Source organism: Haloarcula sp. H-GB5 (assembly GCF_054850705.1).
Genome location: NZ_JBTWBG010000005.1, coordinates 31,110 through 49,537, shown reverse-complemented (window position 1 = coordinate 49,537; position 18,428 = coordinate 31,110). Strand labels below are relative to the sequence as shown.

Below are 18,428 nucleotides of genomic sequence, written 5' to 3'. Positions count from 1 at the left end.
CTCTAGGCGAGGATTCCCACTCCCGTCATCCAAAAGACGATGTCGAAGGTGGACTCGGCGATTTATTCAACGAAGACTCGTCCCCAGTGGAACAACGTAACGATGTTTCAGACACTCGATCTACTGACCCTCGGGACCAGACCAACGGCAGTCACACCAAGAGACACTCCAATAACACACACCAGGACAAACACTCTGGCCCTCAACCGCACCAGCAGTCGTCTGAAGATGGCAGAACCGAAGAAGCCCAGCGGCGAACGAAACCTCACAACAACCAACCAACTGAGGAGGAGGCCGACCCGAGTGAACACTTCGATGCAGAGCTTCCGAACGAGAAAGATGAGAGGGACGTAGAGGACTTCATCAAGGAAATTGAGACCTCGCAGGAGTACATCAAGATTCTCCCTGTTCGGGACAAAATCAACTCTGAAACGGTCTCCCGTGAACTGTATGGCCTTCACAAATACGGGACAGGGAGGAAGCTCCCGCTCGATATGGAGTTGCATATTGACGCTATACAAGGCGTCTCCAACTTCGAGTTCATCATCTACAAGCCCGAAGGATCGTCCCACTTCGACTTCTATCTAGGCCCCGGAGAGCGTGGCGACGTCTCCACCGATCGTCTCGAAAGTGCCACACGGTCGCAATATCCCGAAGACTTCGAGTTCGACCGGAAAGGCTTCGATATCACTACCATCTTCAACAATGTTCCCCACATGGTCCGTTACGAGGGCCGTGAGGAACGCCGCAAAGACTGGATGACTACACTCACAACCTACGACACAGAAACCGTCGACCGGTCTCCTCTCTCGAATCTTCTCGAAACCGCGATTCAGAGCGATGGATCCGTCATCTTCCAAGTTATTTTCGAACCACGCTCGGACTGGTCTCGGAAAGCCGAACGGCAGAAAGGTCTCCTCAAACAAGGCGTCAATTCCACCGCTGGGATGATTGGACGGACAATCCTCGATGGAATCCTCGGTGTATCTGATGAAGAGAAAGCGGAACGTCATCGGGCGGATGCGCCCCAAGAAGTCGGTGGAAGCATCCACGACTCCCAGACAGCTGGCCAACGTCATGGCACCGACCGGATGGGTCAGATCGACCTGAAAGACCCTTCCCACACCTACAACGTGAGCATCCGCGCAGCAACAAGCCTCAAAGACTGTGCAGAGAATCTCACAGACTCGCTAAACCACCTCAGTGGGCAATTCTACACCATAGAAGGGGAGTACCTCGGCCAGAACGAGTACGAGTACAAACGAATGCTTTCTCACGGCATCACGTACCCGAATGGGTACGAGATCGTCGGACGGCAAAAGCCGTTCCTCGTCTGTAACGTCAAAGAGCTCGCGAACTTCATTACCGTCCCAAGTATCGATTCACTCCCGAAAGCCAGCCGAGCGGGGACCGGCGGCACCCCGAAGGCACAGTCTCCACTCACCTCTCCGAACGAGGAAATATTCCGCGAGTTCTCGGATGGAATGACTATTGGACGCGCTGTCACCGCTATCCGTGATACAGACGTACCTCCCTCAGATATCAGCGCCATCGAGAGCAAAAACGAGTGGTGGGACCAGCTGAACCAACGCCACGCCATTGGGCTTTCAGCGAGTGACCTCACACATCACTACTTTCGCGCAGCTACCACTGGATCGGGGAAGACCGTCGCCACAGTCAATGACATCCTCTCCACCTACACCACCCTCAATGGCCCGACAGTCGTTGTCGACCCAAAAGGAGGTGATATGTGCGAGAACTACCTGCGTTGTCATCGCACCCTCTTCGGGGACCTTGACGACGTCGAGTACATCAAAATCCCCGAAGAAGACGGAATGATTCCGGGCATCCCCTTCTTCGACCTTCGCCCCCTCGTTGAGGCCGGTGACCTCGAACGTGCAACAGCTGTCCAGAACATTGTCGACCACTACTTCCAAGTACTGTACTTCGCGCTGGGAAAGGAAACAGTGGACCAAGCGTTCGTCGCCAACGAAATCCTGACGAACCTCATCAAAGCCTGCTTCGACCCCGTCTACGGCAGCGACCACTTCTCTATTGGAGAGCTACTGGAGGTAGCTCAGAACTTCCAACAGTTTGGCGCACAAGTTGATGATCTTCAAGACGATGCCCTCGCGGTGAGTCAAGCACTCCCGCAAGTCAGTGACGATCAAGTCGAAAGCATCCTACTGTCGCACCTGCAAAAGGACCAGCGTCAGTTTATGAACACAACTGATGCAGTCCTCAATCGAATTCGGAAGCTAAAGGAGCGCGACTTCATCTGGGATATGCTTTCGTTCGACGTCGATGACGAACACTGGGACCACGATACGGGCTGGTACGACCGCGAAGCAGTCCCAATGCTGGACCTCAAGAGCGTCCTAAACTCCGACAAGGTCATTCTCATCGACACCGGGGATATCCACGGTAAGTCCAGTAAGATGTTTACTATGCTGTTCCTCAGCCACCTCTGGACCTCAGTGCGTTCTATCTGGACGCCTAACGACGACGACTACATTGCGAACGTCATCATCGAAGAGTCCGCAGACATCGCCAGAACCGAGATCGTCTACGAAGACCTCCTTCCAAAAGGCCGCGAGTTCAACATGAGTCTGGGACTCATCATGCAGTATCCTGAGCAGGTTCTCGGTGACGATCCACAGGCAAACCGACGCGCCTACAAGGAGATTCTCAATAACGTCAATACCAAGATCATTGGCAACATCGCGACCGACGATATGCTCGCAGAATCATTATTCCACGAGGACTTGGACAGTGACGAGGTCAAAGACCGCATCGCCGGCCTTCGGCGTGGGGAATGGATCGTTCAACTCCCCTCCACTGGATTCCACGAGCAGAAACCCGAGATTCTCACCCTCAAACCACTCCCTATCCCACCAGGACACGATGAAGGCCCATTCGAGGTTCGCTCCCAAGCTGAGTTGATCCGCCGCCGGAGTCGTGCCCGACACTGCGTCAGTCGCGACCACGACGCCATCGACGTCGCGAGCGCAACGGCGAACAGTCGCGCCCCAAGCGAAGCAGAGCAGGAAGTCAAAGACGAGGACAAAGACGACATCGAAGGCGAGGGACTCTCGCATAAGCATCTCGCGTATCTGGAACTGGTCTTCGACGCGCTGACGGATGGTGTCGACGGGTACACCCTCGGTAAATCGATGAAGGAGTTGTCCTTCAGCGAAACCAGCGACGACCTGGAGGCGAAGGGGTATCTGGAGAAGGAGTATCTCGGCAACAACGAGATCTACTACAAGCCGACAAAGAAAGCAGAGACCACTGTCGACCGAACGCTCTCCCCAGAGGGTGGAGGCGAAAAGGGCAATGAAAGCCTCACTCACCGGATCGGCGTGCGCCTGACCGCGACCTACTACGAACAGCAAGGCTACGACGCAAAGATGTACCACAGTCCGGACGGCGACTCCAACGTCTACGACGTGTTCGTCGCCCCGGATGATAACTCTCCGAACCAACGCCACAAGATCGTCGAGGTAGAAACGTCCCCCGAGAAGCGCGGGCACGTCGAAGGGGACTACGACAAGCTCACAATGGCCTACGGGGAAGCAGTGTGGGTCGTAGAGAACTTCAAAGGAGCGAAGAAGCTACTGCGTTCCCTCTCTGACAAACTCGAATCCACCATCTCCACGGAGAGTGGGAACTTCTCCAGCATCAGCGACAAACTCGATTCGCCGGGTGCCCACGAAATCCTGAGCATCAACAACCTCCGAGACGAAGTCGAACAGTAGACTTCTCCGACACAGTTTCGCTCTTCGCACGACGCTTTCTCAACGCCGTTCTCAGACCGAACCTCAACAGTGACCACACGATTGACCCACAACGGAGCCCCCAAAGCGCTCGGCGGCTGACCACTACTCCGCTGGACGACTCCTCGGCGTGTAACCAGCCGAATCACGAGCGCTCACAGCGGGCAGTCAGTCACCATCGACGAGACTGCTATCAGATTCTGTATGTATGGGGCGGATTCGGCGGAACTAATCACGGTACGGGTACGTGATTCAGCGTCCTTCTAATCAAATCACTAATCACGGGACTGCGGTACGATTGGGTGGGTTCGTAATCACAGCCCGAAAACTGCGCTCAGATTTTCGTAATTACCACACGGCGTCGAGATAGGGCATATTCGTAGTTACATCGTTAATCACCGGACAGCGCCCAGTTTTCGAGGGTGTTGTAATCACGCAGCTGTGGCAGCGGAAGTGGTACCGATCCGGCTCCCACCTGCTCGGTAATTACGGGACAGCGTTGGGTTTGGTACCATCTGTAACTACTTCTCTAATCACGGTACGAGGGCAGGATTCGGGGGGTTCGTAATCAGCCGCGACGACGACGGCTAACGCACTGATAATCACCGGACAACGTGGCGATACGCCCACTTCGTGATTACTTCCGAGGCCACCGGCCAAATTTCATAATCACGGCACGGGGGCGGGATTCGGGGGGTCTGTAATCAGGCTACACCACCACACGATTCGGGCTGTATGGGCTTTCGCGGTACGAGAGGGCTTTAGAGCATCTCTAATATATCGGAGAATCGCTCCTGTATGGGCTGGCCAATTCACACAAATAGGGTCCAAGGGAGCTACCTACTCAGGGGTAGTCGCGTAGCGGGGGGTTCAGGCGGAGCCGAGGAGAGACAAGGGACAGGTGGGGGTTGCCAATGGGATGGACTACCAGTTTGCTGACAGAGTGATGGGACCCTGGTCGAGCGTTCGAGAGGGGGAGACAAAAGGCATCGAGAAGGACTGGAGAGAGTGGACAAAAATCGAAGGTTCGGTGATCGATGCTAGAGTGGATGGACAATGTTCGACGAGGAGACGGCACCAACAATTTCAACGCCGACAGGGACAGCGAGGACAGCAGCGTGCAGCGATGGCGGAAGCGGGACGGCAGCGACAGCGAGAGGGAGAGTGGAGCGAGGTCGCGTTCGAGTGGACGTTCGGTCTGGTCGCGCTCCGTGGGGGGTTCAGTCTGAGTGCGCTCGGGGAGAGTAGATCGGCGGTCGGGGCAAGACGCAGGAAGAAGAGTCCGGCTGCATGGCGAGAGAGGATTTGAGGCGGAACGCAACGGGAGGGAAAGGCAAGATCGCATTTCATCTCGCAGACGGGGTGCTGGAAGAGCGCGAAAGCGACGGCGGCGACAGCTTCAACGACGACCGGGATCGCACTCGAACAGCATCAGCGACGACGACGGCGAAAACAAAGCAACGAGAAGGAAGTTGAGCGAGTGAGCTTCGCGAGCGATGTCCAAGATGGATAGCACCGCAAGAGAGACCGCATCCAAGAGAGCGTCGACGGTTCGACGTCGACGTGACCCGGCCCATGTTCGGGATGGTCCGGGAGAAGGGGAAGCGTGGGCTAACGAGACCCACGCTAAAAGAACACATTTGAGAGCGTCAAAGTGTGTGTGTGTGGCACTGGGGGCTTCAGAGAGTGATTGGATGTGGATGAGGACAAGGCGGGAAGCACTCCCCCTGGTTGCCGTCGGCGAGATGTTCAGGACGGAGCCGACGCGATAGCACATAGGCGGGGAGTAGCCGGGGCCGGCAGACCGTGAGAGACAGCAGGGTCTGAGGGGATGGGAGCTCTCGCCGCCTTGTGAGATCGCGGATAGAGGAGCAACGACTTAGTAGGGTCGCCGGAAACGGGTGGGTATGGGAAAGCGAATCTCCGGCTATGTGTCTGATGAGTTGGGCAGCCAGATTGAAGCAATTGCAGATCACCACAACGTCGCTCGAAACCGGGTCGTGGAGATGCTACTTCAGCAAGGGATGAGTAACTGGGATACTCGGGTTCGGATTCTACAATTAGAAGCGAAGCTGGACTTGATTGTGGATAACTTTGCAGAGGAAGAGAACGCGAAGGACCGAATGCAGGAGCAGATGAGCGAGGCGTTGGAACTACCCCTACCGGACGGCGCAGTAATCGACGACATAGCTGAAGAACCATACGCGGCGTTTCAGTCGCTAGGGATTCGACCTGACGAGTGGAGTGGACCAGAGGGAGTTCAGACTGGAGTAGAAAATGAGAGCGACGACTGACCGAGCGAGCTCAGAGTCATAAAGAGGCCTCATGTGACGGGACACTTTCAGGGTGTGTTCTGGCAGTCAGTCGCAGTTCAGAGAGCTTGAAAGCCCTCGGCGGCTCGCGGTCGCTCAGCGACATATCCGCTAAGCGGATAGGGGTCAGCTGAGGCGACACCATCGCGAGCCACCTCGCCCTTTCAGTCCACCAGGATCGCAGTTCGTCTGCGGGTACTCGCTTCGGGGTGTCTGGCAGACATGAAACCCCCGACCATTCTCGGTAGCTTTTCCGACCCTCCTCGAACGGCATCTCGTCTCAAACGAGGCTCTCGACGAAGCGGCCTCAGGACTCACTCCACTGCTGCCCTCTCGTGAGTCGAGTTTTTACCCTTCCAAAACAGGTAGAAAGATGATTAGTACTGAAGCGCAGAACACGCAACCCGGCACGCAGACCACCAGCATCACCACACTCAGTTCTACCGTCTCAGGGCTCCCATGGGACATCTATCTCAGCAAGCATCCCCACCACGAGAAAGAGACGGTGACATTCACGTCCGAGCAAGTCGGCATCCTGAAGCACTTTGTCGAAGTCCGTCCGGTCTACACCAACGGAGAGTGCTGTGGCTACCGCGTCAGCCGGTACCACGACGGCCAGGAACAGCCGACCGTCCTTGAGGAGTGCGCTCCATCGCGTGATGAAGCACTCGACACCGCCCACGACTGTATGAAACAAATGACAAACTAACCGGAACGAGACTGTCTTTCTGGGTTGCTCCGTAACCCACAGTGCAGAAGAGAAACGAACCTGATCGTATTTTCTCTCCTCCAACAACGGCTGGTCCGCCTGACCGCAACCGAACACCGGAATTTTTACCCCTCACTGGCGAGTGAGAGGAATTCAGAATGAGCAAAGACTTCGATCCCGACTCAATGAGCATCGAAACCCCAACCGAATACGACAAAGTCCCTAACGCCAGTAGCCCCATCGAAATTCTCGTCGACGGACTCGCAAGAGACGAGGCGACATACCTCTGCCAGCAACTCTCGTTGTTCATCGAGACACACGACGTCGAGGCGCTTGGTCGCTTCGGCGCTGCGCTCCAAGACGCGACAAGCGACCAACCCCAGTCGGTCGTCAGACAGCGATTCGAGGGTGGCGAGCGGCGGCCCGGTCTCGAATGGCACACCGACACCGAAGCCGATCTCAACTCAGACTAACCTCTTAGAACTCATCTTCGATCAACAGCTGACGGCATATTTTTATCTCGCATCATAGCGAGCGATGACTGAATCAACCTCGCGCGAATCGATGTTCGCCAGTGCTCCAACTGAGGCAGACGCAGTTGAGGTCTTCACCGGTCAGGACCTTGACGCGCTGTCAGAGCTTGACTTTCAGCCAGGTGAGTGTCGTTGTGTCACCGGACTTGCTAAGGGCCGGTGTTATCATCTCCGGGTCGGAAACCTCTTGCTTGAAATCACTGCTGATGGCGTCCAACAGCGCTTGCCGTCAAACATCCACTTCGAGGAATCGTACGGATTCACAGAATCTGTTGACCCTGGAGAGGCCTTCGAGTTTCTCCATGGGGATTACAGTCCACACAGAACTTACATGTGTGCTGGGTGTGGAGCTACTCATCATGGAGAGGATGTTTGTGACTGTCCACTGGGGAGCAGTCTAAGTTCGATTGAGTGGCCAGATATCCCAACTCGGTCTCCCCGGAGGGTTGAGAGAGGCGAGTTACTCACCTGTTCTAAATAGGCCTACTAGCGCTTCCCGTTGCCCTCCTCATTGTCAGTGAGAGGGTACGGGGTCAAGCTCCCGCACGCGTTTGTTCGGATGATCCCATCAGAAAAAAACAACCGTTTCAGTGTGGAATCCGATAGGTCGTCACCCGAGAACTGTGCTTTTTCTTGAGGAGCCGTCCGTCTTCGGTTAATTCCTCTAACCGATTTCGGATTGTCTCCCGGCCTGCCTCAAATTCACCCTCCAATTCTGTCACCGTATACGGCTCACAGCCCTCAAGATGTTCATACAGCTCCTCAGTGCTTACAGCAGTTGGCCGACCACCACTCGCGGACTCGCTATCTGTCATTGTATATCTACTCGTACGGCCCCATCGTATTTACTATTTGGGTTCGTGCCCAATATGGGCAAAGTAACACTGTTGTTGACTTCTGGAGTGTCGCCAGCTCCGACGCTTCAGACTACTTCTTCGGACTAACCAGAACTGCCACTACTGCTACTACTGCTTTCACTGACACCGCAAGCACCTCGAAACCCCTCACCCGCTCGCGGCCGCTCAGCGACATATCCGTGCAGTAGCGCGGATAGGGGCCGCTGAGGCGACCAAGTAAACGCAAGCGGGCTCGCCGTTTCATCCCTCCAGGGCAACTACAGCGGAACCGCGAGACGGCGGCAAGAAACGCCGTATTCTCGACCCCGTAAAGGGGGCAACACTGCCGCCCCCTTTACGCGATCTCCGAGACGGGGATTCCCGCCGTCTCGCGGACACTAGTGCAACCGCAACAAGAATCCGCACAACCCGACATCCCCAACCTCCATAAATCACCTTCTAAAATCCTCTACAGGGTTTTTGGGCACGTAACCAAACATACTTATGCATGGCACTATATGTGTTAAATGGAGACAGACAATGTACGACACCAACGCCACTGAGACCGGAGCGCTTGAATCCAGCCACCACGATACCCACGACCTCGAATACCAGACGCAGACGTTCCAGTCGATTCCTCTGGGCAACGCCGTAGACAACGCTACCGGTATCATTGGCGATGCGCGGACTGTTGACAACAATGAGATGCGCATCGGCTGGGAGCGAGAGCAAGCTATTGAGAACCGCGCCAGCCGACGGCCAGACGAGCGTGTGGACCCGGACCGGCAGGACATGACCACTGAAACTATCGAACGCATCAACGGTGAACAAGAGGAACTCGAACGCCATCACGAGCGTGCCCACCGAGCCAAGGCCGCCGAACACGACAGAGCCGCCGCCTGCCGTGACGAGGTTACTAACACTGACCGCCACTACACCACCCATCTTGAAGATGGCCGTCCTGTCAGAGCCACCCCCGCGCCCGCCGACCACGACCTTTCGACCCGCTTTACGCCTATTTCAGACGACACCCCTGACACTGACACCCTTCCGAGTGACCCTTGGCCAAGCCTCAGTCAAGAAGAGGTCGCCGAAATCAACAAGTCCGCAAAACGGCTCTCCGAACAGTTTAGCGGCGAAACGGCAATGGGTCGCGCCTCGTTCGCCTCCCTCCTTGCGAAGTATGTGGCTGACGGTAGCACGGTCACAAGTGCCCTGTTCACGGTCAAGGAGGGGCTTGAATCCCTCCCGACGGTCTGCCAGCCAATCGCAAACATCGACCCGTACGACCAGTACGAAACGACCATTGAAGCCGAAGTTGTCACTCTCTGGCAGCCGAAAGGCGACGGTCAGAAGCAGGTCGGAGTCGTCCGTGACGATAGCGGCGAATCGGCCAAACTCACCATTTGGGAGAACGCAGGCGACAAGCCAACCCTCCACGAAGGCGACACGGTTCGGGTCGAGCGGGTCAAGGTCAACGCCTATCAAGGAGACGCCACCCTCGCTGTCGACTCCGAAGCAGTTGTCACCCGCCTCACTCACGGAGATGGGGACGCACCTCAGTCCCAATCGGCCACTGACGACCCGACTATCCCCGCGTGGAGAGCCGACAGCGACACCCATGAATGGCTTGAACAGGGTGACGCTGGTGGCGACCCCGATGCCTTCCTCACCCACGCAGAGAAAGAGCGAGCAAACGCCTTCGTCAAGGGGAACATCAACGCCGGCCAATTCATCGGTGTGGACGACTGACACCACCACCCGGTTGGTCTTCACCACCACACAGCCTCGGCCCAGCTCCGCAGCCGCACCGCTACCACATACAGCAGCCCTCCCCCGAAGCCCGGAGGGTCGGCCTCCGCCCTCCCCTCCTCCCCTCCTCACGGGCTCTCTCCACACCGCCCGAGCCCGTTCGGCTGCGCCTCTCGTACGCCGCCAGCGCCGCTACGGTACGCGCTCCCTTGGCGCACTCGCCCTCCAGTTCGCGGGTCTTAGAGCCATCCGACCACGTTCCTCGGTGTCAACAGCACGACGAATCCAACAGGGGCTTTCCCTGTCGGCCATCAACGGGGGTTATCGGGTCGCCAGAGGGGTAAAGCTCCCGCAATCGCCCTTCCGGTGCAGTAGCGCCGGCTTGCGATTGTCCCGATGGGATTCCAGTAGGACGGCAGCAATACACCCTCTGGCGACCCGCGCCCCACTTACGATGGCCGACGAAGTCTGCCCCTGTCTGGATTGCGACGCGCCGATAGTTGACTCCGAGTCCGCAGTGGTCGGAGACTCGCGCTCCCCTGACCCGCGAACCGAGTTCGTCGTCGAGTGCGCCGACGGACACAAGCGCGTACCGTAGCGGCTCGCGGCTCCAACTTCCGCGTCTATCGAACCTCCCACCGAAGCCGGAGCCCGACGGACGATGTTGCGTCGGCCTCCCCCTCCTCACGGGCTCTCTCCACACTACCTGAGCCCGTTCGGCTGCGCCAAAAAAGCGCACTCACAGATGCCTATACAAGTTGGAAATTAAGCAGATTGCACTCTGTGATAGCTCTGCAGACGACCAAGATATTACCTGAACCAGTAATTGGAGTTGCACCGGAACCCACAGACAGCACTACTGAATCGCACAGTAGTTTTTACCCCTCCAGTCGAAGTACGAGGAAAATGTCCAATTCAACTGCTTCAGACGGAGGGAAGCACGGCACGCCGACCCGCGTCGGCCACTGCAAGCGAAACGATTGCAGCGTCTACATCGGACGAAACCGCACGGACGGCGAACTTCGGCATATGAACAACACGCCAGTCAAGACACGCGGATGGCTGGGGAATCCGTATCCACTTGACGACGGCTACTCTCGCGAGGAGTCCGTCGCGAAGTTCACCGAAGACCTGTTAGCGCGAGTGGATTCCGACCCCGAGTTCCGCAAGGCGCTCTATGAACTTCAGGGGGAAACGCTCGGGTGCTGGTGTCAGGGACTCTCCGATGATGGGCCGCTGTGTCACGGCGAGCCGCTCTCAAGGGTTATCGACGCGATAGAAAAGCGCTAGCCGACCGTCGCAGAGCTGAGTTGAACAGGCACACCCTCCGAATCTGTGACCGCGACCTCAAAATCCTCTCATCACTCGCGATTGGTCAAGATGACCACGTAAGTGCTACGTACACACTTTTTCCTCACCTACCGCGACAGCCCCACGACCGCTCAGCCCCGCCAACCACGACGCGCGCGTTCCTCACGCGCGATTTCTTCGAGCCGACGGTCCACGCTCCGATTCGCCTGCTCTGCACAGATCGTCCTCACCGTTTCGGTACCAAACCGGGGGTAATCGGGTCAGGAGAACGTGAACCCGTCGCCGCTCGTCCCTCGCGGTTCCCTTCGGTCACCCCACAAGGGGGCGAGAATTCATCGGCTCCTGACCCGCGCCCCCGGATATGGCACCGACTTGCGAGGAGGACGATTGCGATGCAGAGCTTACCGAAATCGAGCGCGTGGCGTGCGTCGACTCGAAGTACAGAGGCGATGCCGTTGGGCGCTACGCTGGCGCTTGCGCCAACGGCCACCTCTCGGTCTGGGACGAGCTCGAGGCCTGACCACCAGGCCTCGACTCGTCCGACCTCGCGACCACGTTGCGCGCGTCGGAGTCACGCGCAGTTAACGAACGTCGACCGCACCACACGCCCGCTCAGCAGCCCTCCCCCGAAGCCCGGAGGGTCGGCCTCCGCCCTCCCCTCCTCCCCTCCTCACGGGCTCTCTCCACACCGCCCGAGCCCGTTCGGCTGCGCCGAAGGGCATCACCACCAAGTTTTTATCCGGCCCAGAGAAGTGACCCGTATGAGAATATTTAGCTACAACTTCGGATTCGATGGAGATCTTGATGAGCCGGGCAAGGAGAAAGAAGTGAAGTCAACAATACGAGGCTACTTCGACTCTCGAGACGACACTGAACTCATCAAATTCACGGGTAATCCTGACAATGTAGCAGCCGATATAATGACCTGCCGAGTACGAGTCTTTGAGGAAGATAGAGTCGATGGGTATAACATCATCGACGATCTGGTGGGCTCAGATGGGACGAATCTCGACAACGACGTGTATATCATACAAGGCGGTCCGGAATAAACGACTGCCATCTCTGACACCACCTCGAAAGCCCCTCGCGTTGTCGCAGCCGCTCAACGACATATCCGGACCTCACGCGCCGGCTCGGTCCGGATAGGGGTCGTTGAAGCAACCAAGCAAGCGCGACAACGCGAGCCCCTTTCATTCCCACCCACTACCACTCTGTCCAGCTCCGCCAACGACGACGCGCGCGTCCTTCGCGCACGGTTAGAATCGAGAAGCGACACGACGATCAGAGATAGTCGGTCGCTCTCATGTGGGTGATTTGGCCGTGCAAGGGTACCGGCGGCTGATTTCCGGGACACTGCTCTACGCGCGTTGGACACCTGAACCCGCACGCCTCCGGCGAATCGCGTAGCTTTCGCCGGACGCGCACGGCTCAGGAGTCAACCCCCGAGAGTCGATGTCTCCTTCGACCGCCAAAGACGGGAATTGCGCGGCCCCGAACCCACCGGATGTCGGCGGAACCTGCCCGCGCTCGCAAGCCTCGCGCGGGTCCTTTCCACCGACCTCCGCCGGCTCGGGACACCGCTCATAACCCGTCTCCGACGGCCTTCAGTCCCATCGAGTCGTGCTACGACCAGGTTTCCTCACTCCGTCTGCTCCCTTGCGTTGGCGCTGACGTAGCAGCGCCACGCACCCGCCGCGTTGGAACGCTGAGCCACCAGCGATATCCGGCGGACCCTACCCGCCCCACCGGGCGGGTCCCATCCACCGGATATCGGGCGGCTCTATGACCAACCCGACGGGTCGGGACGCCGCCGGGAACGCGCCCATGGAACGCCGACCCCACCGGAACCGCGTCGGTCGCTTCGCTCCCCTCCGTCACTTCGGAACGGTTGGCTGAACCGGACCGGGTCACGATTCCGCCAGACACTACCCGCGCAAACCGCACGCGGGTCCCTTCTCCCGGAATCGACCGGTTCAGCCACCGTTCTCGCCGTCGCTCGTACTCAGCGCGCGATTCGAACAGCGAGCGGCTCTGAGCCGGCTCACGATTCCTGTTGGGAATCGACCGGCTCAGAGGCTACGCTCGCTCTACGAATCACCCGTTCGAGGCCGACGGCTCATTCCTCCGCCCGACCATATCCGCCCGATTCATCGGCGTTCGCCCACCCGCGCACGGCTCTCGATCTCGGCAGACACTACCCGCGCAAACCACGCGCGGGTCCCTTCTCCCGAAATCGACCGTGCGCGGCTGGCTCACATTGTGAATCGACCGGATTTGACGGGTTCGTGCTTCCGGCGGCTCGGCGACCAGGGCACGTACCGGGCGGCGTTCCGGCGGTGGGGGCCGACCGCCGGAATCAGCGGAGCCACATCAATTTCTTTGCACTTAAGCGCCCACCGTTCCGCGCCGGGCCGACAGACCCACGACGCGCGCGTTCCTCACGCGCGTTTAGCAGCATTGCTGTCGGCCCGCCCCGGAACACGACGGCGCTCGCGGCAATCACCCAGCCGCGAGCACCGCCGTTCCGACAACCTGTGGGCACTGACACGGGTGATTCTGCCGGACCCTACCCGCTTCGCGGGTCCCTTCCGATTGAATCACCCGTCTCAGCGCTCCTCGCCGTGTCGGAAGGAACGCTTAAGTGCAAACCAACCCCCCCACTTGTCGGCTATCGACTGCACGCCTTGGGGAGCCACTTGCCGGTTGGAACTGCCGCGTCCCCACGCCGACCGTGGCCGATTCCGGCCGGACCCTACCCGCTTCGCGGGTCCCTTCCGATTGGAATCGACCACGTCGACGGGGACCCGACAGTTCCCTTCCAGCTTATGGCGGTGAGCACGTCCTCGATATCGACGGACCCTACCCACTCGAATCCGGTAGGTTCTCGTGGGTCCCTTCCATCGATATCGGCGCGCTCCCCGGCCAAGGCGCACAGTTCCTTCCAACTTTTGGGGGGGTTTGAAATCATAGGGGTAGGTGAGCCCACACGGGTCGTACCGGCCATCGGCGGTCGGTTGGACGTTCTCGTCCATCTCGCGGACGGACGTAGAACGTTCCGCGCGTTGTTTTTTATCCCCCTTCGAGGCCGAAGGGGGGCTCGCGTGACGCCCCTCGTGGACTCGGAGTGTTAGTTATGCACGACAACATCGATGCCACCGACAGCGGCGCACTGGAAGCTAATCATCACGATGCACACACGCTGGAGTACCAGACGCCAACGTTCCAATCGATGCCTCTCGGCGATATGGTTGAGGACGCGAGCGAAATCGTTGAGGGTGCTCGGACGCTTGAGGGCTACGAGATGCGCGTTGGCTGGGAGCGCGAACAAGCCATCGAACACGGAGTTGACAAGCGTCCCACCGAGAGCGTTGACCCGGACCGTCAGGATATGACCACGGAGGTCATCGAGCGCATCAATGGCGAACAGGAGGAGCTCAAGCACCAGTACGAGACTGCACACCGAGCCGAGGCGGCAGAGCACGACCGCGCTCAGGCGTGTCGCGGGGAGGTTACCTCAGATACCTACTACCAGGAGACGACACTCGACGAAACGCCAGAGGTGGAGGGTCAATCCGAGAACCCGTGGACGGAGCTGTCACAGGATGAAGTAGCGTCAGTCAATCAGGGCGCGAAGCAGTTGGCGGACCGATTCAAGCATGAGACGGCGATGGGGAGTGCATCAATGGGCAAACTGCTGGCCCAGCGCGTGACCGAGGGTCAGAACCCGGCGTCGGCAGCTCTAAATCTCAAGGATAGCATCGAGCAGTTGCCCGAAGTGAAGCAGCCCATCGCGTCTATCGACCCGTTCAATCAGTACGCAACCACCATCGAAGGGACGATTGACGTCCTGTGGTCTCCGAGAGGGGCAGGTCAGCGTCAGGTCGGACTGATTTCAGACGAATCGAATGAATCCATCAAAATAACCGTGTGGCAGAAGGCTGGACAGAAACCGACGCTCCACGAGGGAGACAAAGTGCGTGTCGAACGTGGGAAGGTTAACGCCTACCAGCGCAGCGGTAAGTGGGAAACGTCCATTGCCATTGATTCCGAAGCGCGAATCATCCACTTGGAGCAGGGAGACGGGCCGGCTCCTCGTCAGAAGAGGATGAGTGACGAGCCCCGACAGGCTCCGTGGGATGTAGACTCTCGCGCTCACTCATGGGCGAACCAGCACGAAATGGGCTCCACGGACGAGTAGAGTTGCATCGCCCCTTTTTTGCCCAGTGCGTAGCACACTGGTTAGTTGGCGGGCTATCGCCTTCTTGCTTGCACAGGGTGTCGTCCGCACGCTACAGCGCCCTCCCCCGAGCCCGGAGGGTCGGCCTCCGCCCTCCCCTCCTCCCCTCCTCGCTCCCTACCCGGTCGCTCGGCTTCGCCGGAGGGACTAACGCTTCAATCTGCCTCCATCGAACTGACTCTCAGCTAGCGACAGAGATTTTTATCCCCCTATTGCGGTAGAGGCTAAAATCAGATGTCCAGAAGCGAACACAGCACGGTGAACCCCGACAAACAGACGTACACCGAAGAGCAGTACCAGACCATTGTAGACAGCGCCCCAGCGTGCCTCAGCGATCCTAGTGAATGGGCCGACAATCGTATTGCCAAATTCGACGAAGATCCATCCTGTCCAGAATGCGGGATGGGACCAGCTGGTCTTCGAGATGTCACCGGCAGCGGTGACTGGGGCCAGCTCAAGACGTGGTACTGCCGTCATTGCGAGAACCGCTTCAATGCGGGCCGTAGATAACATTCCGAAGGTGGGTTTGTAGCTCCCAACGGAGGCAGAGGGTTATCAGTTATGACGCGCATTCCGACGATTCAAAAGACGAACCTCCAGACAATCACCCCGAAACGACTTCAGAGTGAAATAGACTACTCCGTCTACAAGCAATTCACCGACTTCATGCATCGGGGTAGTCGCTGTCAGGTTGACCGACTACTCTCCTACCTCGGTGCGTCAATCGACAACGCCGCAATCCAAGCCGGCAGCGAGTCTGCACCCTCCACTCTCTCCGAGTTTGACGTCGTCAATGTCGTCATCGACGCTGTCGCTAGCAAGTACCCAGCGTGGTTTGGTGAACCGAATGCAGTTCAAAACCTGGACCAGACCATCTCAGACTACCACTTGTCAGAAAGCGACCTTCGAGAGCAGTACTGGCAGGAACAACTCAATTCCGATGGTCACATCGAAGGCGATAACTGGTCCGACCAAAAGCGCGTTATCATTCCGCTAACCGGCCTCATTCTCCAGTCAGTCCGGACACAGAAGCAAGCCGACTCCCACGCAGCAACCGGTGATGCCCAAGACCGAATCAAGAAGACAGTGATGCGAGAATCGTACGAGAACGACCTATCTGAACATCAAGTACAGCAGGCAGTCAACGAGGCGCTGGGCACGCTGCATTCATAGCCCTCTCACTCCCATAATAATGACATCGGACTCACAGCCAACCGACGACGAGCACGGTACGATATCTATTGACGGACTCGGTGAAATCACCTCACCAAGCGCCCTTCGCGAGCAGAACCGCTCAAAGTACGAGACTAAACACGTCCCAGTCCCCGACAAGTGCCCTGTTCTCGGTTGTAGCGCATCAGGCTACAGTAACTTCAAGGAGCTCCGAGCGCACTTCGGGAACGCCGCAGACGCCGCTCACCGAGCTTATAACCTCAGCATTGACGACTATCGCAATACAGAGAAGTAGGCGTGATCATTATCCAACTATTATAACTAAGCGAACATTTGTTTCTACACCCCCTCCAGAGGTGAGGAGTGTCAGAAATGAGTCAGTCACAGCCAGAGCAGGTTGACCCAACAGAGTCCGACATTTCAGACGTTCAGACCGGCCCAATAAACATCGGGTCGGACTTCGACTTCGACAGTCGGTGTGGGAGCGATGTCAAACGAATTAGCGACAAGTCCGAGCGGAATGATGGCGTGTTCCGCCCCATCTACACCGCGCTCGGCGAAGACATTGAAGTCGAGCTGATCACACGCATCAACCAAGAGAACAGCCCATACAAAAACGGGCACCTCGTCATCACCCGCCCCAATTGGGATGAACCACGCGAGGCACCTCCACAGAACATCCGAATCGAGACGGAGGCCGATCTCCAATGAGCCCCATCTACGGATACCCCCTAGCTGGCTGTCTATTCTTCCTCTCAGGGTTCCTTACTCTCTGCATCTTCATATCCATCATCTAGCAGTGTACTCGCTTTTAGGCGATAGTGCCCTCCCCCGTGCCCGGAGGGTCGGCCTCCGCCCTCCCCTCCTCCCCTCCTCGCGCGGTCCTGATTGACCGCGCTCGGCTGCGCCGGAGGGCACCCCCAGTTATATGAATCCTCTACAACCAACCAATAGCACAACCAGTTTCTACTCCTCTACCCGAGTAGAAGGCGGCAAACGACGATAAGAACCATGTACTACTCTATCATGACCTTCGACGACAATGTCGCGCCAGCATATCTCGGTAAGATACCGCTTGTACAGGCAGACGACGGAATCCGATCTGTACAGCGAACCGGCGATAAAGGACGTCTGGTCGGTGAGAACAGGACCGTTGAGTTCCACTGGGGTGACCGGAACGCCTGCGAAGTTCCGCTCCCATCAACCGTCGATTCAACTGACCCGTTCCAACTCGCCCCAATGGCCAGCTACTACGGACGGCCCTGCGGACCTCGCAGCGAGTTCATCAAACACGGTCCCGACACAGTTTATGTCTATAAAATAGAAAGCGACTCTGACGAGACAGTCTCAGCCGCAGACCTCGACTGTATAGACTACCGTGAATCAACTGACGACACCGACAATCCGCACCCGAAAAAAGTCGAACGGTGGTACGAATGGGACGACAACGAAGTTCCGCCAAGAGAGGATCTGAGAGGCTATCCAAATTTCGACGACGCCAGCCACGTCATCGGCTTCGTCGACGGACAAGATATGTTCGACCCCTACACACACCTCGGTGTCAGCACAGCAGAGGACGGTGCTCAAGCTATCCGAAACGTCCTCGACCGACTCGATAGCGTCCCGCTATGGAGCCCACAAGCCACTCCAATCAAAGATATCCGGGCCTTCAACGCGACTTGTGTCTTCAACGTCGCAGCTCCGACCTCTACAGACGCCCTCGCATAACGTCAGTCACAGCAGGCCACTGAACTCACAGCCAAGGAGGGCGCTGGAGGCACAAAACTTG

General features: G+C 57.8%; 17 protein-coding genes. 15 read left to right on the top strand and 2 right to left on the bottom strand.

Going from position 1 to position 18,428, the window contains the following annotated elements; genetic code table 11:
- Positions 1–107 precede the first annotated feature (107 nt).
- Positions 108–506, bottom strand: a complete 399-nt coding sequence (locus tag ACYJ11_RS18500) for a hypothetical protein (protein WP_461648927.1) — start codon at positions 504–506, stop codon at positions 108–110.
- Between ACYJ11_RS18500 and ACYJ11_RS18495 the strand changes: the two genes are divergently transcribed.
- From ACYJ11_RS18495 to ACYJ11_RS18475, 5 genes are all read left to right on the top strand, one after another.
- Positions 495–3,758 carry an ATP-binding protein gene (locus ACYJ11_RS18495; protein WP_461648926.1) on the top strand — a complete coding sequence of 1,088 codons (3,264 nt, stop codon included), beginning with the start codon at positions 495–497 and terminating at the stop codon, positions 3,756–3,758. The two genes, ACYJ11_RS18500 and ACYJ11_RS18495, sit on opposite strands and share 12 nt — an antisense overlap.
- Positions 3,759–5,081: 1,323 nt before the next feature.
- On the top strand, positions 5,082–5,252 hold the full coding sequence (locus ACYJ11_RS18490) for a hypothetical protein (protein ID WP_461648925.1): 171 nt from the start codon (positions 5,082–5,084) through the stop codon (positions 5,250–5,252).
- A gap of 431 nt (positions 5,253–5,683) precedes the next feature.
- On the top strand, positions 5,684–6,070 hold the full coding sequence (locus ACYJ11_RS18485; RefSeq protein WP_064289167.1) for a hypothetical protein: 387 nt from the start codon (positions 5,684–5,686) through the stop codon (positions 6,068–6,070).
- A gap of 391 nt (positions 6,071–6,461) precedes the next feature.
- Positions 6,462–6,797 carry a hypothetical protein gene (locus ACYJ11_RS18480; protein WP_461648924.1) on the top strand — a complete coding sequence of 112 codons (336 nt, stop codon included), beginning with the start codon at positions 6,462–6,464 and terminating at the stop codon, positions 6,795–6,797.
- Between the two features lie 158 nt (positions 6,798–6,955).
- Positions 6,956–7,270, top strand: coding sequence for a hypothetical protein (locus ACYJ11_RS18475; protein WP_461648923.1), 315 nt, complete (start codon positions 6,956–6,958; stop codon positions 7,268–7,270).
- 647 nt (positions 7,271–7,917) lie between these two features.
- Here the strand turns inward: ACYJ11_RS18475 and ACYJ11_RS18470 are convergent.
- Positions 7,918–8,145: a hypothetical protein gene (locus ACYJ11_RS18470; protein ID WP_461648922.1), complete on the bottom strand. Its 228-nt coding sequence runs from the start codon at positions 8,143–8,145 to the stop codon at positions 7,918–7,920.
- Between the two features lie 561 nt (positions 8,146–8,706).
- Here ACYJ11_RS18470 and ACYJ11_RS18465 point away from each other — a divergent pair.
- The 10 genes from ACYJ11_RS18465 to ACYJ11_RS18420 all read left to right on the top strand — a co-directional run bounded on the left by ACYJ11_RS18465 (position 8,707) and on the right by ACYJ11_RS18420 (position 18,367).
- Positions 8,707–9,918, top strand: coding sequence for an SOSS complex subunit B family protein (locus tag ACYJ11_RS18465; RefSeq protein WP_461648921.1), 1,212 nt, complete (start codon positions 8,707–8,709; stop codon positions 9,916–9,918).
- A gap of 906 nt (positions 9,919–10,824) precedes the next feature.
- Positions 10,825–11,208: a DUF4326 domain-containing protein gene (locus ACYJ11_RS18460; protein WP_461648920.1), complete on the top strand. Its 384-nt coding sequence runs from the start codon at positions 10,825–10,827 to the stop codon at positions 11,206–11,208.
- A 382-nt stretch (positions 11,209–11,590) separates the two neighbouring features.
- A complete protein-coding gene (locus ACYJ11_RS18455) occupies positions 11,591–11,749 on the top strand; it encodes a hypothetical protein (protein WP_461648919.1) in 159 nt (52 codons plus the stop codon).
- 241 nt (positions 11,750–11,990) lie between these two features.
- A complete protein-coding gene (locus ACYJ11_RS18450) occupies positions 11,991–12,278 on the top strand; it encodes a hypothetical protein (protein ID WP_461648918.1) in 288 nt (95 codons plus the stop codon).
- Between the two features lie 2,084 nt (positions 12,279–14,362).
- A complete protein-coding gene (locus ACYJ11_RS18445; protein ID WP_461648917.1) occupies positions 14,363–15,427 on the top strand; it encodes a single stranded DNA-binding domain-containing protein in 1,065 nt (354 codons plus the stop codon).
- Positions 15,428–15,700: 273 nt separating this feature from the next.
- Positions 15,701–15,976, top strand: a complete 276-nt coding sequence (locus ACYJ11_RS18440) for a hypothetical protein (protein WP_461648916.1) — start codon at positions 15,701–15,703, stop codon at positions 15,974–15,976.
- A gap of 51 nt (positions 15,977–16,027) precedes the next feature.
- Complete coding sequence (locus ACYJ11_RS18435; RefSeq protein ID WP_461648915.1) at positions 16,028–16,639, top strand: hypothetical protein; 612 nt, start codon at positions 16,028–16,030, stop codon at positions 16,637–16,639.
- Between the two features lie 19 nt (positions 16,640–16,658).
- Positions 16,659–16,934 carry a hypothetical protein gene (locus tag ACYJ11_RS18430; protein WP_461648914.1) on the top strand — a complete coding sequence of 92 codons (276 nt, stop codon included), beginning with the start codon at positions 16,659–16,661 and terminating at the stop codon, positions 16,932–16,934.
- Between the two features lie 77 nt (positions 16,935–17,011).
- Positions 17,012–17,350 (top strand): hypothetical protein, encoded by a 339-nt coding sequence (locus ACYJ11_RS18425; RefSeq protein ID WP_461648913.1) that lies wholly within the window; start codon positions 17,012–17,014, stop codon positions 17,348–17,350.
- 300 nt (positions 17,351–17,650) lie between these two features.
- Positions 17,651–18,367, top strand: a complete 717-nt coding sequence (locus ACYJ11_RS18420) for a hypothetical protein (protein ID WP_461648912.1) — start codon at positions 17,651–17,653, stop codon at positions 18,365–18,367.
- Positions 18,368–18,428: the final 61 nt, after the last annotated feature.

Excerpts from the sequence above, each read along its gene's own strand:
- ACYJ11_RS18500 (WP_461648927.1), bottom strand. The coding sequence starts at position 506 with ATGCAACTCCATATCGAGCGGGAGCTTCCTCCCTGTCCCGTATTTGTG.
- ACYJ11_RS18485 (WP_064289167.1), top strand. The coding sequence starts at position 5,684 with ATGGGAAAGCGAATCTCCGGCTATGTGTCTGATGAGTTGGGCAGCCAG.
- ACYJ11_RS18465 (WP_461648921.1), top strand. The coding sequence starts at position 8,707 with ATGTACGACACCAACGCCACTGAGACCGGAGCGCTTGAATCCAGCCAC.
- ACYJ11_RS18455 (WP_461648919.1), top strand. The coding sequence starts at position 11,591 with ATGGCACCGACTTGCGAGGAGGACGATTGCGATGCAGAGCTTACCGAA.
- ACYJ11_RS18445 (WP_461648917.1), top strand. The coding sequence starts at position 14,363 with ATGCACGACAACATCGATGCCACCGACAGCGGCGCACTGGAAGCTAAT.
- ACYJ11_RS18470 (WP_461648922.1), bottom strand. The coding sequence starts at position 8,145 with ATGACAGATAGCGAGTCCGCGAGTGGTGGTCGGCCAACTGCTGTAAGC.
- ACYJ11_RS18450 (WP_461648918.1), top strand. The coding sequence starts at position 11,991 with ATGAGAATATTTAGCTACAACTTCGGATTCGATGGAGATCTTGATGAG.
- ACYJ11_RS18420 (WP_461648912.1), top strand. The coding sequence starts at position 17,651 with ATGTACTACTCTATCATGACCTTCGACGACAATGTCGCGCCAGCATAT.
- ACYJ11_RS18425 (WP_461648913.1), top strand. The coding sequence starts at position 17,012 with ATGAGTCAGTCACAGCCAGAGCAGGTTGACCCAACAGAGTCCGACATT.
- ACYJ11_RS18430 (WP_461648914.1), top strand. The coding sequence starts at position 16,659 with ATGACATCGGACTCACAGCCAACCGACGACGAGCACGGTACGATATCT.
- ACYJ11_RS18475 (WP_461648923.1), top strand. The coding sequence starts at position 6,956 with ATGAGCAAAGACTTCGATCCCGACTCAATGAGCATCGAAACCCCAACC.
- ACYJ11_RS18460 (WP_461648920.1), top strand. The coding sequence starts at position 10,825 with ATGTCCAATTCAACTGCTTCAGACGGAGGGAAGCACGGCACGCCGACC.
- ACYJ11_RS18480 (WP_461648924.1), top strand. The coding sequence starts at position 6,462 with ATGATTAGTACTGAAGCGCAGAACACGCAACCCGGCACGCAGACCACC.
- ACYJ11_RS18440 (WP_461648916.1), top strand. The coding sequence starts at position 15,701 with ATGTCCAGAAGCGAACACAGCACGGTGAACCCCGACAAACAGACGTAC.
- ACYJ11_RS18435 (WP_461648915.1), top strand. The coding sequence starts at position 16,028 with ATGACGCGCATTCCGACGATTCAAAAGACGAACCTCCAGACAATCACC.
- ACYJ11_RS18495 (WP_461648926.1), top strand. The coding sequence starts at position 495 with ATGGAGTTGCATATTGACGCTATACAAGGCGTCTCCAACTTCGAGTTC.